Annotated in this window: 25 protein-coding genes; 19 read left to right on the top strand and 6 right to left on the bottom strand. The window is 64.6% G+C overall.

Annotation, left to right across the window (positions count from 1 at the left end):
• The first annotated feature begins 42 nt into the window (after window positions 1-42).
• From J2805_RS09205 to J2805_RS09125, 17 genes are all read left to right on the top strand, one after another.
• Window positions 43-783, top strand: a complete 741-nt coding sequence (locus J2805_RS09205) for a sugar phosphate isomerase/epimerase family protein (protein WP_309975389.1) — start codon at window positions 43-45, stop codon at window positions 781-783.
• Window positions 780-1,904, top strand: coding sequence for a Gfo/Idh/MocA family protein (locus J2805_RS09200; protein ID WP_309975387.1), 1,125 nt, complete (start codon window positions 780-782; stop codon window positions 1,902-1,904). Before J2805_RS09205 ends, J2805_RS09200 begins: the two co-directional genes overlap by 4 nt.
• A 162-nt stretch (window positions 1,905-2,066) precedes the next feature.
• A complete protein-coding gene (locus J2805_RS09195; protein WP_309975384.1) occupies window positions 2,067-3,389 on the top strand; it encodes an ABC transporter substrate-binding protein in 1,323 nt (440 codons plus the stop codon).
• 63 nt (window positions 3,390-3,452) lie between these two features.
• Window positions 3,453-4,466 (top strand): carbohydrate ABC transporter permease, encoded by a 1,014-nt coding sequence (locus tag J2805_RS09190; RefSeq protein ID WP_309975382.1) that lies wholly within the window; start codon window positions 3,453-3,455, stop codon window positions 4,464-4,466.
• Window positions 4,459-5,298 carry a carbohydrate ABC transporter permease gene (locus J2805_RS09185; protein ID WP_104174058.1) on the top strand — a complete coding sequence of 280 codons (840 nt, stop codon included), beginning with the start codon at window positions 4,459-4,461 and terminating at the stop codon, window positions 5,296-5,298. Before J2805_RS09190 ends, J2805_RS09185 begins: the two co-directional genes overlap by 8 nt.
• A gap of 180 nt (window positions 5,299-5,478) precedes the next feature.
• On the top strand, window positions 5,479-6,618 hold the full coding sequence (locus tag J2805_RS09180) for a Gfo/Idh/MocA family protein (protein WP_309975703.1): 1,140 nt from the start codon (window positions 5,479-5,481) through the stop codon (window positions 6,616-6,618).
• A gap of 1 nt (window position 6,619) precedes the next feature.
• Window positions 6,620-7,621, top strand: coding sequence for a sugar phosphate isomerase/epimerase family protein (locus J2805_RS09175; RefSeq protein WP_309975379.1), 1,002 nt, complete (start codon window positions 6,620-6,622; stop codon window positions 7,619-7,621).
• A 43-nt stretch (window positions 7,622-7,664) separates the two neighbouring features.
• Window positions 7,665-8,555, top strand: a complete 891-nt coding sequence (locus tag J2805_RS09170; RefSeq protein ID WP_309975378.1) for a TolB family protein — start codon at window positions 7,665-7,667, stop codon at window positions 8,553-8,555.
• Between the two features lies 1 nt (window position 8,556).
• Complete coding sequence (locus J2805_RS09165; protein WP_309975376.1) at window positions 8,557-9,579, top strand: Gfo/Idh/MocA family protein; 1,023 nt, start codon at window positions 8,557-8,559, stop codon at window positions 9,577-9,579.
• Window positions 9,580-9,710: 131 nt separating this feature from the next.
• On the top strand, window positions 9,711-11,312 hold the full coding sequence (locus J2805_RS09160; protein WP_309975701.1) for a sugar ABC transporter ATP-binding protein: 1,602 nt from the start codon (window positions 9,711-9,713) through the stop codon (window positions 11,310-11,312).
• Window positions 11,309-12,346, top strand: a complete 1,038-nt coding sequence (locus tag J2805_RS09155; RefSeq protein WP_309975373.1) for an ABC transporter permease — start codon at window positions 11,309-11,311, stop codon at window positions 12,344-12,346. The genes J2805_RS09160 and J2805_RS09155 overlap by 4 nt, the downstream gene beginning before the upstream one ends.
• Window positions 12,343-13,455: an ABC transporter permease gene (locus J2805_RS09150; protein WP_309975371.1), complete on the top strand. Its 1,113-nt coding sequence runs from the start codon at window positions 12,343-12,345 to the stop codon at window positions 13,453-13,455. The genes J2805_RS09155 and J2805_RS09150 overlap by 4 nt, the downstream gene beginning before the upstream one ends.
• On the top strand, window positions 13,455-14,678 hold the full coding sequence (locus J2805_RS09145) for a substrate-binding domain-containing protein (protein WP_309975369.1): 1,224 nt from the start codon (window positions 13,455-13,457) through the stop codon (window positions 14,676-14,678). The genes J2805_RS09150 and J2805_RS09145 overlap by 1 nt, the downstream gene beginning before the upstream one ends.
• Before the next feature lie 62 nt (window positions 14,679-14,740).
• Window positions 14,741-15,589 (top strand): sugar phosphate isomerase/epimerase family protein, encoded by an 849-nt coding sequence (locus J2805_RS09140; protein ID WP_309975367.1) that lies wholly within the window; start codon window positions 14,741-14,743, stop codon window positions 15,587-15,589.
• 57 nt (window positions 15,590-15,646) lie between these two features.
• Window positions 15,647-16,204, top strand: coding sequence for a GNAT family N-acetyltransferase (locus J2805_RS09135; RefSeq protein ID WP_309975365.1), 558 nt, complete (start codon window positions 15,647-15,649; stop codon window positions 16,202-16,204).
• Window positions 16,205-16,393: 189 nt separating this feature from the next.
• A complete protein-coding gene (locus J2805_RS09130) occupies window positions 16,394-17,110 on the top strand; it encodes a DsbA family oxidoreductase (RefSeq protein WP_309975363.1) in 717 nt (238 codons plus the stop codon).
• Window positions 17,111-17,162: 52 nt separating this feature from the next.
• Window positions 17,163-17,786, top strand: a complete 624-nt coding sequence (locus J2805_RS09125; RefSeq protein WP_309975361.1) for a TetR/AcrR family transcriptional regulator — start codon at window positions 17,163-17,165, stop codon at window positions 17,784-17,786.
• Between the two features lie 4 nt (window positions 17,787-17,790).
• Here J2805_RS09125 and J2805_RS09120 read toward each other — a convergent pair whose 3' ends face one another.
• Both J2805_RS09120 and J2805_RS09115 read right to left on the bottom strand, forming a co-directional pair.
• The gene (locus J2805_RS09120; protein ID WP_309975360.1) at window positions 17,791-18,456 is read right to left on the bottom strand and encodes a LytR C-terminal domain-containing protein; all 666 of its coding nucleotides are present in this window, start codon (window positions 18,454-18,456) and stop codon (window positions 17,791-17,793) included.
• The gene (locus J2805_RS09115) at window positions 18,449-18,748 is read right to left on the bottom strand and encodes a type II toxin-antitoxin system VapB family antitoxin (RefSeq protein ID WP_309975358.1); all 300 of its coding nucleotides are present in this window, start codon (window positions 18,746-18,748) and stop codon (window positions 18,449-18,451) included. The genes J2805_RS09120 and J2805_RS09115 overlap by 8 nt, the downstream gene beginning before the upstream one ends.
• A 147-nt stretch (window positions 18,749-18,895) precedes the next feature.
• Between J2805_RS09115 and J2805_RS09110 the strand changes: the two genes are divergently transcribed.
• A complete protein-coding gene (locus tag J2805_RS09110; RefSeq protein WP_309975355.1) occupies window positions 18,896-19,810 on the top strand; it encodes a hypothetical protein in 915 nt (304 codons plus the stop codon).
• Between the two features lie 152 nt (window positions 19,811-19,962).
• A complete protein-coding gene (locus J2805_RS09105) occupies window positions 19,963-21,582 on the top strand; it encodes a stealth family protein (RefSeq protein WP_396134273.1) in 1,620 nt (539 codons plus the stop codon).
• A gap of 3 nt (window positions 21,583-21,585) precedes the next feature.
• Here the strand turns inward: J2805_RS09105 and J2805_RS09100 are convergent, their stop codons facing one another.
• The 4 genes from J2805_RS09100 to J2805_RS09085 all read right to left on the bottom strand — a co-directional run bounded on the left by J2805_RS09100 (window position 21,586) and on the right by J2805_RS09085 (window position 26,166).
• Window positions 21,586-22,533 (bottom strand): phosphodiesterase, encoded by a 948-nt coding sequence (locus J2805_RS09100; protein ID WP_309975352.1) that lies wholly within the window; start codon window positions 22,531-22,533, stop codon window positions 21,586-21,588.
• Between the two features lie 195 nt (window positions 22,534-22,728).
• Window positions 22,729-23,940: a formaldehyde dehydrogenase, glutathione-independent gene (gene fdhA / locus J2805_RS09095; protein ID WP_309975349.1), complete on the bottom strand. Its 1,212-nt coding sequence runs from the start codon at window positions 23,938-23,940 to the stop codon at window positions 22,729-22,731.
• A 221-nt stretch (window positions 23,941-24,161) separates the two neighbouring features.
• Window positions 24,162-24,647 carry a glutathione peroxidase gene (locus J2805_RS09090; protein WP_309975347.1) on the bottom strand — a complete coding sequence of 162 codons (486 nt, stop codon included), beginning with the start codon at window positions 24,645-24,647 and terminating at the stop codon, window positions 24,162-24,164.
• A 94-nt stretch (window positions 24,648-24,741) separates the two neighbouring features.
• Entirely contained in the window at window positions 24,742-26,166 is a 1,425-nt protein-coding gene (locus J2805_RS09085; RefSeq protein ID WP_309975346.1) for a peptidoglycan DD-metalloendopeptidase family protein, read from the bottom strand.
• Between the last annotated feature and the right edge of the window lie 195 nt (window positions 26,167-26,361).

The following is a 26,361-nucleotide window of genomic DNA, read 5'->3' as shown; positions in this document are numbered from 1 at the left end:
GGACGGGACGGCCGCCTCTAACCCCAACGACGAGGAGAGACAGTGTCATACTCGATCCAGCTCTACACGGTCCGCAAGGCCCTTGAAGAGGATCTCGCTGGAACCATCCAGCGCCTGGCTGAAATCGGCTTCACCATGGTTGAGCCGTACCGATTCGTCGCCAAGGCAACTGAACTCAAGCAGGCCCTGGCAGATAACAACCTCACCGCTCCGTCGGGCCACGCTCCGTTGCTCAGCGATGACCAGGACGCGATCTTCACTGCCGCGCAGCAGCTGGGGATCGGCACCGTCATAGACCCCCACGTTCCGATCGAGCGCTGGAACACGCTCGAGGATATTAAGGAAACCGCCGAACAGCTCAATGCTGCCGCCGCCAAGGGCGCCGGCTACGGTGTCAGCGTCGGGTACCACAACCACTGGTGGGAAGTGGAGTCCGTGATCGACGGCAAGACCGCGATCGAACATCTTGCCGACAACCTGGCCCCCGAGGTTGTTCTGGAACTCGACACCTACTGGGCAGCCGTGGGCGGCCAGAACCCCGCCGAGCTACTCGCCCGGCTCGGCGACCGGGTCAAGTTCATTCATATCAAGGACGGTCCCGTCACTTCCGATCCGTCCGGCCAACTCGCCGTCGGCGACGGCAAGATGCCGATCTGGGACGTGCTGGGCGCCGCAAAGTCCCTCGAGGCAGCCGTGGTGGAACTCGACGATTTCCAGGGCGACATGTTCGACGCCGTACGGGACAGCTACAACTACCTCAGCGCCGGAAAGGTTTCCGCATGAGCCACGATGCACTGAAAGCAGGGCCGGTGGGAGTCGGCATCATCGGAGCCGGCGTCATCAGCAAGGAATACCTCGACAACCTCACGAGCTTCCCCGACGTCAAAGTAGTGGCTATCGGTGATCTCTTCGAGGAGACTGCTGCCGCAAGGGCGGCAGAGTACGGCGTACCGGTTCATGGCGGTGTGGACGCAGTGTTGGGTGACCCCGACGTTGAGATCGTCATCAACCTCACCATCCCGGCAGCCCACGTCGAGGTGGCAACGCGGGCCGTCAACGCCGGCAAGCATGTATGGAGCGAAAAGCCTTTCTCCTTGGACCGCGAAAGGGGCCTGGGCCTGCTGAAGGCCGCAGATGCTGCAGGGATGCGCCTGGGCTGTGCGCCAGACACGTTCCTGGGTGCAGGTTTGCAGACTGCCCGCCGAATGATCGAACGCGGCGACATTGGCGTGCCCCTCACGGCGCTGACGCTGATGCAGTCCCCCGGGCCGGAGTCGTGGCACCCCAATCCTGCTTTCCTGTTCCAGGATGGCGCAGGTCCGCTCTTCGATATCGGCCCCTATTACCTGACCACTTTGGTGCAGACCTTCGGCAGCATCCGCCGGGTGGCGGCCTTCGGTTCCAAGTCCAGGGAAACCCGCGTAATCGGGTCGGGCCCGAAGGCAGGCGAAGAATTCGCCGTCACTGTACCCACCCATGTGAGTTCGATTCTGGAGTTTGAAGGCGGAGAATCCGCCCAGAGCATCTTCAGCTTCGATTCACCGCTCAAGCGCGCCGGGTTCGTGGAAATCACCGGCACTGACGCCACCATCGCTTTTCCGGATCCCAACAGGTTCGACGGCGAAGTCAGGATCTGCGCCGCAGGATCGGACGACTGGACCACCGTCCCGTCCATCGGCTCCACGGCAAGCCGTGGCACAGGTGTTCTCGAAATGGCACGTGCCATCCGCGCCGGCCGCCCGCATCGTGCCCAGGGCGAGCTCGCTTTCCACGTGCTGGACACCATGGCCTCGATCGCCGAATCCATTAATACCCGGGCCTTCGTCGACGTCGAGAGCTCGGCTGCATCCGTACCGGCGTTGCCCGAGGACTGGGATCCCACCGCAGCCACGTTGTCCGCATAATCACGCAGCAGTGACGCATTAGTGGCGCGCGCAATTCGCTGCGCGCGCCACTGCCGGCGCGCCTTTTTACGGGCGTGCGGCATCGGGCCGTCGGAGCCCCAGTACAGCACCGCTTCATTTCACCCAAGCACCAGCTCGACGACGAGAAAAACCGGAGCAACCATGAAAAATCCCCTGAAAGTCATCTCGGCATTAGCGGCCACGGCGGCGATGGCGCTCAGCCTGAGCGCCTGCGGCGGCGGCAGCAGCCAGGCCTCCAGCGACACCATCACGTACTGGGCCTCTGACCAGGGCAACAGCCTGGATGACACGGCAGCCAAGCTGAAGCCTTCCCTGGACCGCTTCACCGAGAAGACCGGCGTCAAGGTCCAGCTGGAAGTCATCAGCTGGACTGACCTCTACAACCGTATCCTTACGGCAGTCACCAGCGGCGACGGCCCCGATGTCCTGAACATCGGCAACACCTGGGCAGTGACGCTCCAGGAGACGGGTGCTTTCGAGCCCGTCGAAGGCGAACTGCTGGAAGCGGTTGGCGGCAAGGACCGCTTCCTGCAGACCAGCTGGTCTACCGGCGGCGCAGAAGGAAAGACCCCCACCTCGGTACCGCTCTACGGCCTGGCATACAACATGTACTACAACACCAAGATGTTCAAGGAGGCCGGCATCGAGAAGGCGCCTACCACCTGGGATGAGTTTGTGGCCGATGCCAAGAAGCTCACCAAGGACACCAACGGAGATGGCAAGCCCGATCAGTGGGGCTTCACGGCCGCAGGAGCATCCGTGTCCGCCAACTCGCACCAGGCCTTCGTCAGGGGCCTCCAGAACGGCGGGTCTCTCTTCGACGCGGAAGGAAAGCCGACCTTTGACAGCGATCCCCAGGTGGAGGGTGTCAAGCAGTTCGTGGACCTGATGGCCACGCACAAGGTGATGTCGCCGTCGGACGCCGAGATCAGCCAGGGAAGCCAGAAAGTGGACAACGTCATCAACGGCAAGGCTGCCATGATGTTTGACCAGAGCCCGTTGAAGAACTTCGCCGCCCGCGACTTCAAGGACTGGGGCGTAGCCCCGATCCCCATGATGACCGCCGGTGCAACCGGTAATGCCGGCACCCAGAGCCACGTCGCCGGGATTAACCTGAGCGTCTTCAAGAACAGCGACAACAAAGCGAACGCCATCAAGCTGGCCGCTTTCCTGACCAGTGACGAGGAGCAGATTGCCCTTAACAAGGCGTACTCCTCGCTGCCGGTAGTGACCGCCGCATCGAGCGACGCTGCCTTCCAGACCGAGGAAGTCAAGGCGAAGAACGACGCCCTGGCCAACCACTCGCTGCCCATGCCGCTGATCGCCAAAGAGGGCCAGATGGAGACCCTCACCGGCACGGCAATCAAGAACCTCTTTGCCAAGGCAGCCACCGGAACTGTTTCCGACGATGACATCCGGGCGGCCCTCAAGGACGCCAACAACCAGATGGCCGCGGCCCAGTAACCAGGCCCGGCGAGTGGGGGTGCCGCTGAATGGCGGTGCCTCCACTCCGGCAAAGGAGTTTCCATGTCCCATTCAGCACTGGACAGCGGCCCCGCCGCTGCAGGCAGCACACCTGCGCTTGATCCTGAGCCCGGCCAACCGAAGGCCGCCACCGCACCGCCAGTACGCAAGCGGCGCCGCTCATTCCTCCCCTACGGCCTGATCCTCCCGGCCGCGATCCTCGAACTCCTGATCCACATCGGCCCCATGCTCCTGGGCATCTGGATCGCATTTATCTCCCTGACCCAGCTCAATCTCACCAACTGGCTTAACGCCCCCTTCGTGGGCCTGCAAAACTTCGTCAACGGCCTCAACCCCGATAGCACTATCGGACAGGCCTTCTTCAGCACAGTCGGCCGCACCCTTGGCTACACCGTCCTGGTGGTTGGCTTCTCGTGGGTGCTGGGCATGGCAGGCGCCGTGTTCCTTTCCTCCAACTTCAAAGGCCGTGCGGTCCTGCGCACGTTCTTCCTTGTCCCCTATGCACTGCCGGCCTACGTCGGAACCATCGCCTGGGCCTTCATGTTCAACCAGCGAGACGGCGCCGTGAACCAAATCCTGGTGGACACCTTCCACCTTTTCGGTGACGAGCGGCCCTTCTGGTTGTTGGGCGAGAACTCCTTTGGCGCCATGATCGTGGTGAACGTCTGGCAGCTGTGGCCCTTCGCGTTCCTCATGCTGATGGCGGCCCTCCAAAACGTCCCCACGGACGTCTACGAAGCTGCTGCCATCGACGGCGCTTCACTGTGGCAGCAGTTCCGCACCATCACGCTGCCCATGGTCCGCCCGGCCAACGGTGTGCTCCTCATGGTGATGTCGCTCTGGACCTTCAACCAGTTCAACATTCCCTTTGTCCTGTTCGGAGCCTCCTCTCCGAAGGAAGCCACGCTGATTTCGCCGCTGATCTACCAGAACTCATTCGGCAGCTGGAACTTCGGCCTGGGCGGCGCCATGAGTGTCCTGCTGCTCATCGCACTGTTCATCGCTTCCGTTTTCTACATCCGCATGGTGCTGCCCAAGGGAGCCGACAATGATTGAGACCCGCAACTTCCGAATCCTGAGGAACGTGGTCCTGACCATTCTGTCCCTCTGGGTCGCCATCCCCCTCTATGTGGTGGTGTCCACGTCGCTGAAACCGCTCAAGGACGTCTCCGGGCTGTTCCAGTGGATCCCGCGTGAGATCACCGCCTCCCCGTACCTGGACATCTGGACCACCGTGCCACTGGCCAAGTACTTCCAGAACAGCCTCATCATCACCATCTGTGCCACGGCCTGTTCCGTCACGGTTGCCGTACTGGCCGCCTACGCCATCGCCCGGCTGCAGTTCAAGGGAAAGCGGGCCTTCAGCCTGACGGTCCTGTCCACGCAGATGTTCCCCGGTATCCTGTTCCTCCTGCCGCTCTACCTGATCTTCACGCAGATCCGGAACATGACCGGGCTGCAGCTGCAGGGGTCCTACCTCGGGCTCATCATCACCTACATGACGTTCACTTTGCCCTTCGCAATCTGGATGCTGAGCGGGTACTTCGCTTCCATCCCGAAAGAGCTGGAAGAAGCTTCCATGATCGATGGCACCGGCCGGATGGGCGCCCTCTTCCGGGTCATCCTGCCGGTTGCCAAGCCGGGCATCATTGCCGTGGCGGTGTACTCCTTCATCTCGGCCTGGGGAGAGGTGTTGTTCGCCTCTGTCCTGACCAACGAGGCCACCAAGACCCTGTCCCTGGGACTTAAGGCCTACGCCAGCGAATCCGATGTGTTCTGGAACCAGCTCATGGCCGCTTCCGTAGTGGTCAGCCTGCCCGTCCTGATCGGCTTCATCCTGGTCCAGAAGCATCTGGTCGCAGGCCTGTCCGCAGGTGCCGTCAAATAGGCACAATGAAGTAGGCAGCAGCAGCACCCTTACCCGGGCCAGCCGAGCAAGCGCCGTTCGCGGCCAGCCACCTTAGTTATGAGGAGCATCATCATGAACACGGCGCACACGCCACCGCTGTCGGCGAACAGCACCCCCTTCAACACCTCAGCGGAGGCAGGCCCGCCCCTGGGCGTGGCGATGATCGGCTACGCGTTTATGGGCAAGGCCCACTCGAATGCGTGGCGGAACGTGGCATCGTACTTCGACGTCCCGGCCTTCGAGCAGAAGGTGCTCGTGGGCCGGGACGCCGGACAGGTCGCCGCGGCCGCACAGAAGTACGGCTGGTCGGAATCCGCCACCGACTGGCGTTCGGTGATTGAGCGGGATGACATTCACATCGTGGACATCTGCGCCCCGGGCTGGATGCACGCCGAAATAGCCATCGCGGCTCTTGGTGCCGGCAAGCACGTCCTGGTCGAAAAGCCCCTCGCGAACACGCTCGCCGAGGCCGAAGCGATGACGGAGGCTGCGCTGTCCGCCCGGGAGCGCGGTGTTCAGTCCATGATCGGGTTCAATTACCGCCGTGTCCCGGCACTTGCCCTCGCAAAGGAGCTCATCGCCGAAGGCCGGCTCGGGACGGTCCGGCACGTCCGGGCCGCGTACTTGCAGGACTGGCTGGTGGACCCGGACTCCCCCATGACCTGGCGGCTGAACAAGGAAACGGCCGGGTCGGGCGCCCTGGGCGACATCGCCTCGCACGCAATCGACCAGGTCCTGTTCCTGTTGGGCGGTTCGGTCACTGAAGTCTCCGGCCGGCTGCACACCTTCGTCACCAGCCGCCCCGGGGCGGCAGGACCGGAAGAGGTAACGGTCGACGACGCCGCCTGGGCCACGCTGACCCTCGACACCGGGAGCATCGCCTCCGTGGAGGTCTCCCGGATGGCCACCGGGCAGAAGAACTCGCTCAAGCTCGAGATCTACGGGGACAAGGGCTCCCTGCTGTTCGACCTCGAAGCCATCAACGAACTCGGGTTCCTGGACGCCACCGTCCCGGTCCGGGAACAGGGCTTCCGGCGCATCCTGGTCAACGAGCCCGAGCACCCGTACATGGCTGCCTGGTGGCCGCAGGGTCATGTGATCGGCTGGGAGCACACGTTCACGCACGAAATTCGGGATTTCCTGGCGGCGATCCACGGCGGGACCCCGCCGTCGCCGTCGTTCGAGGAAGGTCTGGCCGTGCAGCGGGTGCTTGCCGCCGTCGAAGAGTCCGCCAATGCCAAGTCCGCCATCATCCAGCTCACGTCATTCCACCCATCCGCACCTACCGAAGGAGCCTGACATGCCCCGCCCGTACACCCTGTTCACCGGCCAGTGGGCCGACCTGCCCTTCGAGGAAGTCGCGCGCCTCGCCTCCGGCTGGGGCTACGACGGCCTGGAAATCGCCGTCTCCGGAGACCATCTGGACGCCTGGCGCTGGGACGAACCCGGCTACGTCGAAGCCAAGCTCGCTGTCCTGGAGAAGTACAACCTGAAGGTCTGGGCCATCTCCAACCACCTCAAGGGCCAGGCCGTGTGCGATGACCCCATCGACTTCCGCCACGAAGCCATCGTCGGATCCAAAGTCTGGGGCGACGGAAACCCCGAAGGCGTCCGCACCCGCGCCGCCGAGGAAATGAAACACACCGCCCGGCTCGCCAAAGCCCTCGGCGTGGACACCGTCGTCGGATTCACCGGCTCCTCCATCTGGCAGTACGTGGCCATGTTCCCGCCCGTCCCGGAAAAGGTCATCGAGGCCGGCTACCAGGACTTCGCAGACCGCTGGAACCCCATCCTGGACGTCTTCGACGAATGCGGCGTCCGCTTCGCCCACGAAGTCCACCCCTCCGAGATCGCCTACGACTACTGGACCACCGTCCGCACCCTCGAAGCGATCGGACACCGTGAAGCGTTCGGCCTGAACTGGGACCCGTCGCACTTCATGTGGCAGGGCATCGACCCCGTCTCCTTCATCTGGGACTTCAAGGACCGGATCTACCACGTGGACTGCAAGGACACCAAGCTGCGCCCCACCGGCCGGAACACCGTGATGGGCTCCCACCTGCCCTGGGGCGACCCCCGCCGCGGCTGGGACTTCGTCTCCGCCGGACGCGGCGACGTCCCCTGGGAATCGTCCTTCCGCGCCCTCACCGCGATCGGCTACAACGGCCCGATCTCCGTCGAATGGGAAGACGCCGGCATGGACCGCCTCCACGGCGCCCCCGAAGCCCTCGCTGCCCTGAAAAAGTTCGACTTCCCGGCATCGCAGACAAGCTTCGACGCCGCCTTCAGCAGCAAGGACTAACCCACCCCTGCTCCCCCGGCTAACCCCAGGGAAAGGAAGCCAAGTGATACGGACCCTCCAGCCCGGCCAGCGCTGCGAAGTATGGACTGCATCCGTCGGCGGTGCGGCCGAGTTGGTCCTCTCCACGGAGGACCTGCTGCTGGAGGCGCCGAACTGGACCCTCGACGGCGGTTCGCTGATCCTTAACGGGGCCGGCAGGCTGTGGAGCTTTGATGTTGGCGGCCGGACCATCAGCGAGGTCCCGCTCAACGGCATCCCGGACCTCAACAATGACCATGTCCTTGCGCCCGACGGCAAGCACATCTACCTCTCCGCGAACGATGGCCACATCTACCGTGCCGCACTCGAGGGCGGTGCAGCGGAGAGGATCACGGCCGACGACGGCTCCTTCCATTTCCTGCATGGTGTGCGTCCCGACGGCGCTGAGCTCGCCTACGTGGGCATCGAAGCCGGAGACTTCACACAGCCGGGACGCCTCCTGACGATTCCGGCCAGCGGCGGTAAGGCCACCGGCGTCGACGTCGGTGACGGCCATTGCGACGGGCCGGAATATTCGCCGGACGGACAATGGCTCTACCTGAACACGGAGTCCTTCACCGCTCTTCCCGGCCACGCCCAGCTCGCCCGTGTGCAGGTTGACGGGACCGGATTCCAGAGGCTCCTCGGCTCCGATACCGTTGACTGGTTCCCCCATCTCTCCCCCGACGGACAGTTGGCCAGCTACATCCGCTTCCCCGGCGGCACGGTGGGCCATCCCGCGGACCTGCCTGTCGACGTCGTACTCGTCTCTACCGGCGACTGGACCACACCGGTGGATACGTGGTCCCTCTTCGGCGGTCAGGGTACCCTCAACGTCAACAGCTGGTCCCCCGATTCCACCCGGTTCGCGTACGTCGCGTATCCGTTCAGCGATTCCGAAACTACAAAGGACTAACGTGACCCACCACGCCAACGGCACTTCCGACGGACAAATCCGCTGGGGAATCCTCGGCACCGGCTTCATCGCGGAGCTGCAAACGCAGGACCTGATCGAGAACGGCTTCACAGTGCAGGCCGTCGGTTCCCGCACCCTGGAATCGAGCAAGGCGTTCGGCAGCAAGTTCAGCATCCCCGCCGCCCACGAAAGCTACGAAGCGCTGGCTTCTGATCCGGATGTGGACGTCATCTACATTGCCACCCCGCACCCGTTCCATCATGCGAACGCGCTGCTGGCCCTGAACGCCGGGAAGCACGTGCTGGTGGAGAAGGCGTTCACCATGAATGCCCGTGAAGCCCAGGAGATTGCTGAGCTGGCCGAGTCCAGGGGCTTGGTAGCACTGGAGGCCATGTGGAGCCGTTTCCTCCCGCACATGATCCGCCTGCGCGAAATCATCGGGGAAGGCACCATCGGCGAGGTCCGGAAGATTGTGGCCAGCCACAACCAAAACCTTCCCAAGGATCCTGCCCACCGGCTGAACGATCCTGCCTTGGGCGGCGGCGCATTGCTGGACCTCGGCGTCTACCCGGTCTCGTTCGCGTTTGACGTTTTGGGCACGCCGGAAACCATCCGCGCCAGCGCCTCCATGACCGCGACCGGCGTGGACCGCCAGACCGCCGCCATCTTCGAATACGCAGACGGGCAGCAGGCCGTCCTGGACTGTGAGCTGGATGCGGCCGGCCCCAACCGGGCGGTGGTGATCGGGACCGAAGGGTGGATCGACATCGAACCCACTTGGTACAACCCCACCCCGTTTACTGTGTTCGATTCCCTTGGCAACGTCCTGGAGCGCTTCGACCGGCCCGTGAAGAGCAGGGGGATGCAATTCCAGGCTGCGGAGTTGGAGCGCCTGGTCAAGGAAGGTGCCACGGCGGGCGCCATCCTTCCGCCGAGTGAGAGCGTGGCCGTCATGGCCGCCATGGACGAGATCCGCCGCCAGATCGGCCTCAGCTACGCGGCCGACAAGGAAGTCGCGGAATAGGAGTTCCTGGCCGCGACACACAGCGCCGCCAACAGCCGCAAAACCCGGCCAAGCAGCCCCTAATAGTACGCAATCGTTTATCCCTTGACGGAACAGAAGCCGCCCTGTAACAGTTAGGCGTGGGCGCATCGATGGAGAACCACGAACGGACTGGCGCGGCGTCAATCCCCGGTGGGCTCCCTCAGGTTTCCACGGCCCCGCCGCCACTCCTGGAAGTCCGCGGACTGACCAAAAGTTTCTTCGGCATTCCTGTACTGGAAGACGCCCACCTTACCCTTCACCGGAGCCAGGTTCACGGGCTTGTGGGCGAAAACGGCGCCGGGAAGTCCACCCTGATGAAAGTGCTTGCGGGGGTCTACCAGCCGGACGCGGGAACGGTGCTTTTGGACGGCCAGGAAGTCAACTTCAGCCACCCCACGAAGGCCCACGAAGCCGGACTGTCCTCGGTATTCCAGGAGTTCAATCTCCTTCCCGACCGGACGGTGGCCGAGAACATCTACCTGGGCCGGGAACCCCGCCGCGGAGTCCTGGTGAACAAGGCCCTGATGAACGCGAAAACGGCGGAGCTGCTGGAATCGCTCGGGATCACCGCCATCCGGCCCACCGCCCAGGTGCGGAGCCTGACCGTGGCCGAGCAGCAGGTAGTGGAGATTGCCAAGGCGGTCAGCTATGACGCCCGGATCATCTCCATGGACGAGCCCACCGCCGCGCTGGCCGGCGCCGAAGTTGAGCTCCTCTACCAGATCGTGTCCCGCCTTCGGGAACGCGGCACAGCCATCCTCTACGTCTCCCACCGGCTGCGGGAGCTCTTCGACCTGTGCGACGTCATCACCGTCCTGAAGGATGGCCGCGTGGTCAGCACCGGCCCCGCCTCAGAACTCGACGACGCACGGCTGGTCCGGCTGATGGTGGGCAGGCCTATTTCGGCCTTCTTCCCGGACAAGCTGCCCTTGGCAGACAGCGACGCTGAGGGGCCCGGCGCCGAAGGCGCTGATGTTCCCGCAAAGCCGATCCTCGAACTGCACGGTGCCGGAAACGGCCAACTGGACGGGATCAGCTTCAGCGTTCGGCCGGGAGAGATTGTCGGGCTGGCCGGTCTCCAGGGCTCCGGCCGGTCAGAAGTGCTTCACGCCATATTCGGCGCCGCCCCTTTTACCCGCGGCACCATGAAAGTGGAGGGCCGGGAGCTTCTGCCCAAGTCGCCGCGTGAGGGGGTCCGGGCGCGCATGGCCCTCATCACCGAAGACCGCAAGGCTGAGGGACTGAGCCTGAACCAGTCCATCCTAAATAACGCACTGACCGTCATCAGATCAGTCTTCCCCCGCCGCACAAGAGCGGTCAGAACCGAGATCCCCGGTGTCTTCTCCTCCCTGGAGGTCGTGGCCCGGGACCTGGACCAGGAGGTGCAGTACCTCTCGGGCGGGAACCAGCAGAAAGTGGTCCTTGCCAAGTGGCTGGCCATCCGCCCCCGCCTGGTCCTGCTGGATGAACCCACCCGCGGAATAGACGTGGGCGCCAAAGTAGCGGTGTACCGGCTAATGCGCAAACTGGCAGCCGAAGGCAAAGCCATCCTGATGGTTTCCAGCGAATTGCCGGAGGTCATCGGCATGTCCGATCGGATCCTGGTAATGCGCGACGGGCGTCTCGCCGGCGAGCTTCCGGCGGGAACGTCCGAGGAAGCCGTCCTGCAGCTGGGAACGGGCGCCAGGACCGCATCCGGAGGTGGGACGTGAAACAGCGCGGCAGTTCCATCGATCGCCTGTCCTCCACGCAGATCGTTTACCTGGTGGCGCTGCTGACGCTGATTGTTGGTGCGGTGCTCGTCAACACGATTGGGCGGAATTTCTTCAGCCAGGGCAATATCTCCAGCATCCTGACCGGAACAAGCGTCCTGGGTTTCATCGCGATCGGCCAGACGCTGGTGATCCTGGCCGGCAGCCTGGATCTCTCGGTTCCCTATGTCGCCAGCCTGGCCAGCCTTATTGCCGCCGGCGTGATGGCCAACAACCCGGGCAACGTCCTGCCCGGTGTCCTGCTGACGTTGGGTGCGGCGGCGGTCATCGGCCTGGCGAACGGGCTGATCGTGGCCCGGCTGAATGTGCACGGGTTCATCGCCACGCTGGGCATGGGCCTGATCATCAGCGGCTACCTTGCCACCAATTTCAAGGGCAGCTTCGGCCAGACCCCGCTCTCGTTCCGGCTGATCGGGGCGACGGGCCTGGGGCCCGTCCCCATCTCGACCATCATCATGCTGGCCTGCGCGGGCCTGGCCATGCTGTTGCTGCACCGCACCCGCGTGGGCCACCACCTCTACGCCGTCGGCGGTGACATTTCCGTGGCCCGGACGTCCGGAATCCGCATCGATTTGCCGGTCATCACGGCTCATGTGATCTGTTCGCTGCTGGCGGGAATGGCGGGGCTTCTCCTCGCCAGCCGGCTGGGCGTGGGCAGCCCGACGGTGGGCTCCCAGGGCGGCTACGATCTGCTCTCCATCGCCGCCGTCGTCCTCGGCGGCACTCTCCTGGCCGGCGGCAAAGGGACCATCACCGGCACCCTTGGCGGCGTCCTCATCTTCGCCATGCTGGACAACATCATGTCCGTCATGCAGATCAACCCCTTCCTCAAGGACGTGGTCAGGGGCGTGGTGATTGTCGTCGCCGTCGCCGTGTATGCCCGCCGCAGGATCGTCAACAGACCGGAGCGGTTCAGCTCGAGGGGTTCCGCGGAAGCGCCGGCCGCCAAAGCTGCACCCGCGGAGGGGCCATGAGTACGGCACTGCCCTCCGGGCGCAGCGCAGTCCTCCGGCAGAACCGCGCCAGCCGTTCCCAGCGGCTCCTGCGAGCTGTGCGCACCCCCGGCGGGGCCGTCTTCATTCTGTTGATCGGACTCCTGGCGGCCATCATCGTACTGAACCCCTCCTTCGGGGAGCCGGGCTCCTTCATCCGGTTCATCGGCAGGACGGCTCCGATCGCCATTGCCGCCATCGGCCAGTACTTCGTCATTGTCAGCGGCGAATTCGACCTGTCCATGGGATCAGTGGTGACCATGCAGGTCATCGTTGCCGGGAACCTCATCCGGCAGGACGATTCCAGGGTGATTCCGGTCCTGATCCTGATGTTTGTGCTCGGCGCCTTCATCGGACTCGTGAACGGACTGATCACAACGCTGCTGAAGGTGCCCAGCTTCATTGTGACGCTGGGCATGATGCTGGCGTTGCTCGGACTGGTCCTCTACTGGACCGGCGGCGCGGCCCAGGGAAACCCGGCGGACAGCTTCCGCCAGATCGGGCGCGGCGGGATCCAGGACGTCCCGGTCCTGGACATCATTCCCTACCCTGTCATCATTCTGACGGCGGTGGCCATCCTGGCGTTCGTCCTGATGCGCCGCCCCTTCGGCCGCATGCTCATCGCTGTCGGTGACAACCCAAGGGCGGCCGAGCTTGCCGGCTCCCGTGTCTGGTGGGTGCGGACGCGGGCGTTCATCATCTCATCGCTATCGGCCACCGTGGCCGGGATCCTGCTCGTGGGCTACGCCGGAGTTCATCCGTCGGTGGGGCGGGGTTACGAGTTCACGGCGATCACCGCCGTCGTCCTCGGTGGCGTAGTGCTGGGTGGCGGACGCGGCTGGGTCCTGTCCGCGGCGGCCGGAGCGTTCGCCCTCGAGGCGCTGTTCACCCTCCTGAACTTCATGGGCGTCCAGGCCACCTGGCGGGACACGGTCCAGGGGGTAATCATCATCATCGCTGTGGCAGCAGCGTCCAAGTCATGGCAGCGCAAGCGCAAGGGAGCCACTTCCGCTGCCCATGACGAAAGGCACCGGCTAAGCGCAGCACCCATGCCCCACAAGGGCACCGAACAAGGAGGAAATCGAGTCTGATGCGCAAACACTCTATTCGCGCGATCGCACTTGGGGCAGCATTGCCGCTGGTGGTGCTGACCGCCTGTACCACCACCGACCCGTCCGTTACCGAAACGACGGCAACGGGTACCGGCTCACCGGCAGAAACCACTCCGGCCAGCCAGGAATGGTTTGACCAGGCGCTTTACGACGGGCAGTTCAAGCAACGCTCGGCAACCTTTGAAGGTAATGCCGACCAGCCCTACCTGCAGTACATTGCCGGCGACATGACGGACACCGCCAAGTTCGCCTCATCCGGGGCGCACAAGGTCTGCTTCGCCAATGCCTCCATCTCCAACCCGTGGCGCCAGACCGGCTGGATAACCATGAACCAGCAGCTCAAGGTCCTGCAGGACTCGGGGGTCATTTCCCAGATGGAGACCCGGGATGCCAAGGACAACGACAACACGCAGATTGCGGACATTGACTACTTCATCGACGAGGGAAACTGCGATGCGTTTGTCATCTCGCCCAACTCCACAGCTGCCCTGACCCAGGCCGTGGAACGTGCCTGCCAGACCGGCAAGCCTGTGGTGGTGTTTGACCGCGGCGTCGAAACCGACTGCGCCACCACGTTCATCCACCCGATCGGCGGCTTTGCCTGGGGCATAGACACCGCCACGTTCCTGACCGACAGGCTGAAGTCCGGCGACAAGGTGGTGGCCCTCCGCATCCTTCCCGGCGTGGATGTTCTGGAACACCGCTGGGCGGCGGCAAAGAAGATCTTTGAGGAGAAGGGAATCCAGGCCAAGGACTACTTCACCGGGGCCGACCCCACCGAGATCAAGAAAATCATCTCCGATGAACTGGCCACCGGCGACGTCCGGGGCGTCTGGATGGACGCCGGAGACGGTGCGGTGGCTGCCCTCGAGGCATTCGAGGATGCAGGCAAGGACCTTCCGGTGATGACCGGCGAGGATGAGATGAGCTTCCTGACCAAGTGGAAGGAAACCGGAATCGATGCCATGGCCCCCGTCTACTCCAACTTCCAGTGGCGGACCCCGCTGCTGGCCCTGGAAAAGATCTTCAAGGGTGAGCAGATCCCGGCCGAATGGGTTCTTCCGCAGAAGCCCATCCTCGCGGACGAGCTGGACTCCTGGCTGCAGCGCAATCAGGGGATGCCCGGCGGGCACTACGCCAAGTTCGGCGGAGAAGACCTCCCCGGCTACCCGGAGGTCTGGCAGAAGCGGCAAATGCCCTGACACGGCCCTCGCACAGCGTGGAAGGAACCGGCGTTGAAGGAACCGGCGTTGAAGGAACCAGCGTGAAGCGTCTCATCGGGATCAGCACGTGGGTCTGGGAGTCTCCGCTGACCGACTCCAACCTGGGCGGACACCTGGCGAGGATCGCCGCGATGGGGTTTGACGCCGTCGAACTCCCGCTGGAAAACGCCGGCGACTTCACGCCCGCTGCGGTGCGCGGATCCCTGGAGTCCACGGGGCTTACACCGTTTCTCGTCGGTGCCATGGCGCCGGGCCGGGACCTCGTGGCCGCGTCTCCGGCCGCCGTGGAAAGGACCCAGTCCTACCTCATGGCCTGCGTCAGCATGGCCGGCAGCATCGGTTCGCCCACTGTTTGCGGTCCTTTCTACGCCCAGACCGGCCGGGTCTGGCGGATGTCGCCCGGGCAGCGGCGCGAGGCCTATGCGGAGCTGCGCCACAATCTGCAGCCGGTGGCGGCCCGGGCCCGAGAAGCTGGCGTGGTCCTGGGCATCGAACCGCTGAACCGGTACGAAACATCGCTGATCAACACGGTGGACCAGGCACTCGAGGCGCTGGAGCCGTTGCTTGGCAACGGCGTCGGCCTTGCCCTGGACAGCTACCACCTTCACATCGAGGAGCGTTCGCTGGCTGCCGCGGTTCGGGCGGCCGGTGAACACGTGGTTCACGTGCAGGTCTGCGGCAACGACCGCGGCGCCCCCGGCGGGGACCAGACCGACTGGGAAGGCTTCCTGCGGGCCCTGGACGAGGTGGGCTACAGCGGACCGTTGAACATTGAAAGTTTCACTGCGGACAATGCCGCCATTGCCGTTGCGGCCTCCATCTGGCGGCCGCTTGCCCCCAGCCAGGACGAGTTGGCTGTCAGAGGCCTTGAATTCCTGCGCGGCATGTGACCCTACTGCGGCGCGAGACCGTAACGAACCACAGGGAAGTCACACTAAAGTTTTGGCATGACGCACACCATCCGGAAAGCAACCGCGGACGACGCCGGCCGGCTGGCCGGGCTTGCCGCGGTCACCTTTCCGCTCGCCTGCCCGCCGGAGTCCTCCCCCGCCGATATCGCGGCGCACCTGGCGGCAACGCTCAGCGAAGAAAAATTCCGAAGTTACCTGGCGGACCCGGACATCACCGTGCTGGTGATCGACTCCGACGGCGACCTCCGGGGCTACAGCATGCTCGTGGACCGTCCGGCGGCTGACCCCGACGTTGCCGCCAGCCTGACTGCACTTCCGGCCACCGAGCTCAGCAAATGCTACGTCCACCCCGACAACCACGGGCTGGGTGCCGCGGCGGAGCTGATGCACGCCAGCATGGTCGAGGCAGCAGCCGCCGGTGCCCGCGGAATGTGGCTGGGAGTCAACAGCCAGAACGCCAAGGCCATCCGTTTCTACGAAAAGTCGGGCTTCCGTAAAGTGGGCACCAAGTCGTTCACGCTGGGAACCACCGTTGAGCACGACTTCGTGATGGAACGGGCGCTCCCCCACCCCCAAGCGCGAACGGACACTTGAGGCCCCACCCCCAAGCGCGAACGGACACTTGAGGCCCCACCCCCAAGCGCGAACGGACACTTGAGGCCCTCAGATCCAAGCTTTGAGGGCCTTATCTGCCCGTTCGCGCTGCTGGCAGTGCTCCAGCGAGTGACGAATCCGACACGCCCAAAGGGGAATGGATGCCGCCGGCACCCGGTTGTCGCCAGCATGAAGATTGAGATCTGGTCCGACGTCGCCTGCCCCTGGTGCTACATCGGCAAGCGCCGTTTCGAAGCAGCCCTGGCCGAATTCCCGCACCGCGACTCCGTGGAGGTGCAGTGGCGCAGCTACCAGCTGGACCCCACCCTGCCCGAGCACTATGACGGCACCGAGCTGGAGTACCTCAGCACCCGCAAGGGCATGGCGCCGGCTCAGGTCTCGCAGATGTTCGAGCACGTGGCTGAACAGGCCAAGGGTGAGGGCCTCAACTACCGTTTCGACGCCGTTGTGGTTGCCAACAGCTTCACCGCCCACCGGCTGATCCACCTGGCCGCAACCCACGGCAAGCAGGACGCCGCCAAGGAGCGCCTGCTGAGCGACCACTTCAAGCACGGCCGTGACATCGGCAGCCGGGAGTACCTCACCGCCCTGGGCCTGGACCTGGGGATCGGCGCCGCGGAGCTGGATGAACTGTTCACCACGGACAAGTACGCCGATGACGTCCGGTTCGACTTCGAAGAGGGCCGCGCCCTGGGCATCAGCGGCGTGCCGTTCTTCGTGATTGACCGCAAGTTCGGACTGTCCGGCGCCCAGCCGTCGGCGATGTTCAGCCAGGCGCTCAATCAGGCCTGGCAGGAGAAGCAGCCCCTGGTGATGGCCGGCACCGGAGCCCCCGGCAGCGAAGGCGCGGCCGAAGCGTGCGGCCCCGACGGCTGCGCCATCTGACTCCGGCGCCGCGCAGCCGGGGTTTGCTGACAGATCACTGTAAAGTGTCTGTATGCCTAGGATTTCGGCCGCCACGAACGCTGCCCAACGAGCCGACACCCAACGCCGCATCCTGACCGGCTTCGGCGAGCTCCTGTTCACCCACGGCCTGCCCGGGCTGACCATGACTGACGTCGCCCGCCATGCAGGCATCGGCCGCACCGCCGTGTACAACTACTACGCGGACATCGAAGAGCTGCTGATCGCGTACGCACTGGATGAAACCGAGCGGTTCCTTGACGGCCTTCGGGAGTCGCTGCAGTCCCTGGCGAACCCGGTGGAACGCCTGGCGCTGTACGTCCGCGCCCAGGTGGAGGACCTGAGCCGCCGCCACCTGCCGCCCGGCCCTGCCATGGCCGCTGTACTCTCGCCGGCGTCCTTCTCTAAGCTCGCGGACCACGTGGGGGAGCTCAGCCTGCTTCTGCAGGACATCCTGCGCGACGCAATGGCCCAGGGCTACCTTCCCGCGGCGGACATCGTGCAACTGTCTCAGCTCATCCATGGCACCCTGTCGTCCAGCGCGGCGCGCGGTGACGGCAGCCCGGAAGCGGTGCTCCGCACCGTCCGGTTCATCCAGCTGGGGGCAGGGGCCCGGTTCGACGACGGGGGCCGTCCCGTGCGGTTCACCCAGCCTTAGTTCCTTACCCGGCTTTGGGGATCACCGGCCACTTGGCGCCGTCCACGATCCGGCGGCTCTCCCGCGGGCAGCTGAGCTTGCCGGGCGTCTGGTCCACCAGTTCGGGCCCGGTCAGCTCCTTGAATTCTCCCGTCAGGATCACGTCCACGCTGCCGTCGGACCGGCCGTCCTGGAAGTAATCCGATTCCGGCAGGTTGCGCTGGACACTGAACGCGGCAGACTGCCCGGCAGCGCCGGAAACCACCGCAGCCACGCCCCGGTAACCGGACTGCGTGTTGCCCACATCGGCCACGGCGAATTTCCTGGCCAGGAACTCATCGGCAACGGACCGGGCCAGGCCCGGCCGGTTGGTGCCGTTGTAGACGTTCAGGCTGATTTTATCGTTCGGGGTGTAGTCAAAAGTGGCCGTGGGGCACGCCGACACCGAGGACCGGCTCCGCTCCGCAGTGGGGATCCTGATCTGTCCGTTCATGATGGCCAGCGCAACGATGATGGCAGCGATAATCAGGCCCACCAGCAACACCAGCACCACGCCGTGGAGGATTCGGCGGCGCAGCCGGACGGGGTTGTCCTCGGTTTCGTCATGCTCAACGAACGTGGCCCTGAGCTCCCTTCCGGAAACCACGCGGTGCCCGTGCAGGACCGTAAAATCCCTGGGTTCCTTAGCCATTTATCACCAGCACGCGGGCGTGGATGGCGGTGCGCTGGTGCAGTGCGGTCCGGACGGCACGGTGCAGCCCATCCTCGAGGTACAGCGTTCCCCGGTATTGCACAACGTGGGGAAAAAGATCGCCGAAGAACGTGGAATCCTCGGCGAGGAGGGCCTCGAGGTCGAGGGTGCGCTTGGTGGTCACCAGCTCATCGAGCCGGACAGGACGCGGCGGAAGCGCGGCCCACTCCTTGGGGGTGTTGTAACCATGGTCGGGGTAAGGGCGTCCCTCGCCCACAGCTTTGAATATCACCCTGCAAGCCTATGGAAGTTGCCCGCCCAAGGGAACGAATGACCCAGCGCTGTTCCAAGGTTGTGGCCAAACGGTGACCATTGACGGCCGGCGTCGCAGCAAGGCAACATTCAGCGCCGTGCCGCCCCGGACTGCCAGAATGGAGGCATGACTGCACCCGAGAACCCAGCTGCCGCATCGCCGTCGGCTCCTCCCCTTGCCCTCCTGCTCGACGTCGATGGCCCGGTGGCGAGTCCCGTCACCCGTGACGTCAGGCCGGAGATCATCGCGGATATGGTGGCACTGGCCACGGCCGGGATTCCCGTCATCTTCAACACGGGCCGCTCGGACGCGTTCATCCGCCAACAGGTCATGGAGCCGATGATCGCCGCGGGCATGCCCGCCGGAACAATCATCCACGCCATCTGCGAGAAGGGCGCTGTCTGGTTCAGCTACACGGCTGCCGGGCCCGGCCCCATGCACGTTGACCACGAACTGGCCGTCCCCCGCGCCTACGGCGACGACGTCCGCCGCCTGGTCTCCGAGGACTACGCACAACACATGTTCTACGACGAAACCAAGCGGGCCATGGTGTCGGTGGAGCAGCACATCGACGTGCCCAGCCAGGACTACCTGGACGAACAGAAACTGTTCGACACCGACGCCATGGAGCTGATGGCCCGCCACGGCCTGGGTGTGGTCCGGCTGGACCACCACGCTCCCGATTCCGACGACCAGATCGACTACCGGGTGGATCCCACCATCATTTCCACGGACATCGAGTCCGTGCGCCTCGGCAAGGACCTCGGCGCCAGCCGCGCCGTGGAGCTGCTCGCGGCGCAGGGCATCCGGCCGCTTGCCTGGCGGACGGTGGGCGATTCGCGCACCGACTACGCCATGGCTGACTGGCTGCACCACAACGACCACGAGGTGAAGCATGTGGACGTCCGCCCTGCGGACGGCGTGCCCGTCAAGCCGTATGAGGTCCTGACGGCGGCCGATCTGGGGCTGGCGGAAGACGTGATCCATGACGACGCCGGCGGGGCGTTCCTGCGCAGCTGGCGGGACGCCCTGACCGGCTAGCCGCGCCGTACTGACATGCGCCGGCGGTAGCGGCGCCGCGTACGGTGCATGTCCGGCGCCGCGTACGGCGCCCGTCCGGCGTCCATGTCCGGCGCCCGTCCGGTGATTAGTCCTGTTTTTTTACGCAGGTTATTATGCAGGTAGGACCTCTATTGACAACAGCTCGGAGAAACACCATTACAGACGCACTGGTTCAGGATGAGATCTATTACGGCGGTCAGGCTTCCGACGACGGCAGGAGCCACGCCGAGGTAACGTCGCCGGCTGCTGTTGCACGCCTGAAACACCGGCCCGACGTGGTGCGCCACCGCGGCCGTTATGCGCTGATCAATTCCACCCGCACGCCGTACCAGGCCATGGTGGAGGACCTGTTGTTCATTCGCAATGTCCTGGCCAACGCGGGACTGGACTACCTCCTGGTCCGCGGCAACAACCACCGGCCCGTTATTGCGCTGGACTGGAAGGACCGGAAGAAGCTCAGGGCTGCGCTGGTCGAGGCCTGCCGCAACGAACCCGTTTACTCCATGACAGTGGACGCCAAGAAGAAGTCCTCAGTCCTGGTCGCCGACGGTGAGCTCTCCCTCAATCGCAACGCCCGGATCTTCCGGCTCTACCGTCCCCGCGTGGAGCCCGACGGCGGCTTCGACTTTGGCTCGTCCGCAGGCGTGCAGATCGAGCTGTGGAGCTTCGAGGGCAACCAGCTGATCCTGCCGATCGAAAACTCGCTGACCCGCCGGACCATGCTCAGCAGCGACGCCGTGCGCGGCACCGTGGAACGCTACGGCCACACCTGGCCCACCATCGAGAACATGTTCGCGGACCATGCCAGCGACATCAGCTTCGACATCGACATGGTCTTTTCCTGGGTGGATGGCAGCTCACCGGAGTACATCGCGGCGCGGCGCGCCCGGATGGCGGGCGTGGTGGTGGGCGAGGGCGATGACCATGAAGCCCGCTTCCGCCAGATCGACGAACTCAAGTACGCCCTGCGATCGGTATACATGTTCGCTCCCTGGGTGCGGCGCATCTTCATCGCCACGGACTCCCCGGCCCCGGCCTGGCTGGCCGACCATCCCACCGTGACCATCGTGCGCAGTGAGGAGTTCTTCGCGGACCCGTCAGTGCTCCCCACGCACAATTCCCAGGCCGTGGAATGCCAGCTGCACCACATTGAAGGACTCTCTGAGCACTTCCTGTACTCTAACGACGACATGTTCTTCGGCCGCGCGGTGGGACCGGACATGTTCTTCACCCCGGGCGGTGTCACCAAGTTCATTGAGGCCGAAACCCGCATCGGCCTGGGCGACAACGACGCGGAACGCAGCGGATTCGAGAACGCAGCCCGGGTGAACCGGAAGCTGCTGTGGAACCGGTTCGGCCGGATCACCACGCGCCACCTCGAGCACACCGCGGCCCCCATGCGGCGCAGCGTCGCGGCCACCATGGAGGAGGAATTCCCGCAGGAATTCGCCAAGACGGCCGCCAGCAGGTTCCGGGCTGCGGACAACATCTCCGTGACGAATTCCTTCTACCACTACTACGCCCTGCTGACCGGACGGGCGGTGACCCAGACGGCCGCCAAGGTGAGGTACGTGGACACCACCATGCGTTCCGGCCTGAACTACCTGCCCAAGCTCCTGTCCAAGCGCAACATGGACTTCTTCTGCCTTAACGACGGCAGCTTCCCCGAGGTGGAAGCCGAGGAACGCGCCAGGCTGGTCACGGAATTCCTCGAGAAGTACTACCCCATCAAGGCGCCCTGGGAAAAGTAGGGCTCAGCCTCCGCGGCCCACGCGGACCATCGGGATGCTCTGCGTTGGCGGGTGTCCGTGCGTTTTTGCCTTCTGCGGAATACGGACGCCGGCGGCGGCGAGACGCCGCTGGGTTTCGGCCGCTGTCACTACCTCGCCCACTGCCGCCGCGCTGCCGATGGGAACGACGGAGTGCACGATGGTGTGCTCGTAAACATGCACGAGGTTGAAGGCCTGGCCTCCGTCGCGGGGCCGGGTACCGCCCACGGGTACATTGAGGTCCTGGGTGTAGCAGGTGGCGGAGGCTACCGAAACGGGGATGCCGGCGAAGCTGGCCGTGGTGGAGTAATGCAGGTGGCCGGCCAGGATGGTGCGGACATCCGAGTTGCGAAGGACCGAAGCCAGTGCGGGCTGGCCGCGTAGCTCCACGAGGACGGCCAGGTCCAGCACGGAGGGCACCGGAGGATGGTGCAGCGCCAGGATGGTGCCATCCGGCGCGGGCGTCTCCAGTTCCGCGGCGAGCCATGCCAGCTGCGCCTCGCTGAGCTCACCGTGGTGGAATCCCGGGACCGAGGTGTCCAGCGTGATCACGCGCAGCCCGTTGATGAAGTAGCTGTGGTCCACCGGCGAGTCGTTTCCGGTCTGGTCCAGCAGCCCGGTTCGGAAGTTCTCCCGGTCGTCGTGGTTGCCCATGGCCCAGATGACCTGGGCGTTCATCGCTTTGCAGGCGGGTTCAACAATGGCCCGAAGCTTCGCGTACGCCTCGGGTTCACCCCTGTCCGCCAGGTCGCCGGTGAATATCACGGCCTCCGGGCGCGCCCCCGAGGCTCTGACTTCCTCAAACAGTTGTTTCAGGCGGGCTTCGCTGTCTACAGCGCCATACAGATGATCTGGACCTCCCAACAGATGGGGGTCGCTCAGGTGGAGTAGAAAATGACGTGGCCGGGGGTGTTCGGCCTCGATGAGCTCCATTACTGCCTTCGTGGTTGGTTGGAAGCGGCGCTTCCAGTGTCCCTCTCAGTAATATCTATCCAATCAGACATTCGGCCAACAATGTGCAAACTCCAGTACGCATGTTTGAAAAATCCTCGATAACGGGTAGTCCGGCGGACGCATACCCGCCTCGGTATGTGTCCGCCGGCACGAGGTTACTCGGGTAGGTGGCGGCTAGCTCAGGTAGCCGTTCGGATTGAGAACATACTTCGTGGCGGCACCGGCGTCGAATTCGGCATAGCCCTTGGGAGCGTCCTCAAGGCTGATCGCCTTGGCGTTGACGTTCTTGGCGATGTGCACCTTGTCATGCAGGATCGCCATCATCAGCTGGCGGTTGTACTTCATGACCGGACACTGGCCGGTGGTGAAGCTCAGCGATTTGGCCCAGCCGGTTCCCAGGCTGATCGAAAGCGAGCCCTTCTTGGCTGCCTCATCCACGCCGCCCGGGTCTCCCGTGACGTACAGGCCCGGAATGCCAAGAGCGCCGCCGGCAGCCGTGATCTCCATCAGCGAGTTGAGTACCGTGGCCGGAGCCTCCTGCGCTCCGGAGCCGTGGCCCCGCGCCTCGAAACCCACCGCGTCAACGCCGCAGTCAACTTCCGGCACGCCCAGGATCTGCTCGATCTGGTCGGCGGGACCGCCTTTGGTGAGGTCAACGGTCTCGCAGCCGAAGCTGCGGGCCTGTGCCAGCCGCTGCTCATTCAGGTCACCAACGATCACTGCCGCGGCGCCGAGCAGGTGTGCGCTGGTTGCAGCAGCAAGGCCGACGGGGCCCGCCCCCGCAATGTAGACCGTGGACCCTACGCCAACCCCGGCCGTGACGGCGCCGTGGAACCCGGTGGGGAAGATGTCGGAAAGCATGGCAAGGTCGAGGATCTTTTCCAGGGCCTGGTCCTTGTCCGGGAACTTCAGCAGGTTCCAGTCCGCATACGGCACCAGGACATAGTTGGCCTGGCCGCCCACCCAGCCGCCCATGTCGACGTAGCCATAGGCGCTTCCCGGCCGGTCCGGATTAACGTTGAGGCAGATTCCGGTCTTGCGTTCCTTGCAGTTCCGGCAGCGGCCGCAGGCGATGTTGAAGGGGACGGAACAGATGTCCCCCACCTTGATGAATTCGACATCCGGACCAACTTCAACCACTTCACCGGTGATTTCGTGGCCGAGCACCAGGTCCGAGGGCGCTGTAGTGCGTCCGCGCACCATGTGCTGGTCCGAGCCGCAGATGTTCGTGGCGACCGTCTTGAGGATGACGCCATGGCGTACAGAACGGCCAACGTTGGCCGGATTGACCCCCGGGCCGTCCTTGAGTTCGAAGCTTGGATAGTCAATGTCGATCAGTTCGACTTTGCCCGGTCCCTTATAGGCAACGGCTTTGTTCCCTGTCATCTCTTTCCTCCTGGTTTCACGGGCGCCCAAACGGGTGCCCTGCTGTGATTCACGAAGTACTGATGCACCCTCCCCGGCCGGATAAGACGGCCGTACCATCCTGCAGCGCGGCGCGCCGATATGCCGCGGCCGTGCGGGGTTAGCTCGAAGGATTTGGCCAGTCTAGGCCGGGGGGGTGGTGGCGTAACAGGGGCCAAGGTCCCGCATAAGGAGTTTTGCCCCTAGGCGAGGGCGTCCTCAATGGCAGCCAGGACCTCAGGTGAGTCGGGCTCCACCGTGGGGGCGAAGCGGGCCACCACCGCGCCGTCGCGGTTCACCAGGAACTTCTCGAAATTCCACTTGACCAGGCCCGGCAGCGGGCCGTTTTTGAAGCGGGTGAGCTCGGCATAGAGCGGATGCTGGTTCCTGCCGCGAACATCCGCCTTGGCGGTCAGCGGGAACGTCACGCCGAAATTGCGTTGGCAGAATTCGGCGATCTCGGCGTCGTTTCCCGGTTCCTGCCCGGCGAACTGGTTACAGGGCACACCCAGGACCTCAAAACCCTGGTCCCGGAACTTCCCGTAGAGCAGTTCGAGGCCGGCGTACTGCGGCGTGAAGCCGCACTGGGAGGCCACATTGACCACCATCACCGCTTTTCCCCTGAAACGGCCAAAGTCGGTGTCCGTTCCGTCGTTGAGCGTCAGCGGAATGGAGTAAAGGGAATTCACGGAGGGCGTCCTAACAAATGGGTCACGGCTGTCATTTATGGACAACGGCCAAGTGTGCGGGTTCGTGCCCTCGCGAACCGTGCCGGACGTCAGGTTACGGAGCGGGGGCGGCCGGGGCCGTCGTCGTCGGAGCCGGCTGGCTGTCGGCGGGTTCAGGAACCACGGCGGCTTCGGTAGTCATCGTGGCGGTGGGCTCCGGCTCGGGATCGTCGGTGGGCTGCTGCGTCGGTTCCTGAGTCGGCTCCTCCATTGGCTCCGGAGCGGAGGTAAACGTCGGTGCGAACGTGGGAGCGGGGGTTTCGGTTGGCTGCTCGGTCGCCGTCGGCTGCTCGGTTGCGCTACCCGCAGCGCCGGTGTCCGGCGTTGTGGATGTTTGCGTCGCAGACGGCGTAGCCGAATCCGACGGCGTTGCGGAGCCGGTCGGCGTTGCGGAGCCGGTCGGCGTAGCCGAATCCGACGGCGTTGCGGAGCCGGACGGCGTCGCGCCCGACGTCGGGCTTCCCGGTGCTGTTGGGGAAGCGGAAGTGGTTGGCGTCGCAGTCGCGGTGGACGACGGCGTCTGCGTCACCGTCGCGGACGGGGTTCCCGTCGCCGGCGTGGACGGCGTTCCCGTCACGGGGCCTTCCGTCTCCCCTCCCGTTACCGTATGAGAGTTGTCCGTCGAAACCGGGATCGCCCACGTCGGGTCGCCCGCCGGAGCATTGGTGCCGGGGGCGTAGCTGATCATGTCGATGTTCCCGAGTTCGTCCAGCTGTTTGATGGGCAGGAGCTTCCACTCGAACGGGTTGGCATGGGCACCGTTGAGGATGGTTTCGAAATGCAGATGGCACCCCGTGGACGAACCGGTGGTGCCAACCTTGGCGATGACTTCGCCCACCTGGACGGAGTCCCCTTTCTTGACAGCGATCCCTTCCAGATGGTTGTAGGTGGTGATCAGGCCGTTGCCGTGATCGATCTCCACACGGTTGCCGCCGCCCCAGGGGTGCCAGCCAACGGCCCTGACCACGCCGGCGTCGGCCGCATAAACCCGGGTACCGCAGGCGGCTGCGAAGTCCTGGCCCCAGTGGAACTCACCCGGAGTGCCGGTCAGCGGGCTTACGCGGAGGCCGAACCCGGAGGTTTCGTTCAACATTTCGAGGGGCGCCATCAGCGAGCCGGCCGGCGGCCGCCTCAGTTCGTCGGAGGCAACGTTCAGTTCGTGCTTGCCGCTCTTGGAGGTGGTCCGGATGTCGCTGCGGCTGAAAGAGAGCAGGGCATTGGCATTCGCAGAAATGCTTTCCGGCGCAATACCCAGGGGTTTCATGAACGCGCTGGGCCACAAGGGCGCTATTCCCGGACCGCCCATCGCGGCGTGCTCAGTGGCTGAAGCGACCGCAGCCGGCGGCGCGGGAGCAGGTCCCTGCAATCCGAAAGCGATCACGCCAATCGTCGAGACGGCGCAGACGCCGAGCAGCCGTACGGCGGCTAGGCAAGGCCTGGCGGGATGTTCCTCGTGTCCATATCCCCAGTGATTTCCCACGTTCTGACTCCTGCGATAGGCCCGCCAGACCCCAATCTCGACGGACTTACGTCTCCTATGGGACCACAGCCCATTGCCCCTGTGAACCCCCAAGCCCGATCCCGTGGGAGTGCTCCCGCGTAATTCCGGCCTTTCCGGCCGGAATTCCCAGCTGGCTCACAGCTCCCCGGGGCGGTGAGAATCCGCCCGCACTGT

This window comes from Arthrobacter oryzae, from assembly GCF_031454875.1.
GTDB classification, from domain to species: domain Bacteria; phylum Actinomycetota; class Actinomycetes; order Actinomycetales; family Micrococcaceae; genus Arthrobacter; species Arthrobacter oryzae_D.
Note: the sequence above shows the minus strand (reverse complement) of the source record. Positions and strands in the feature narration are given on the sequence as shown.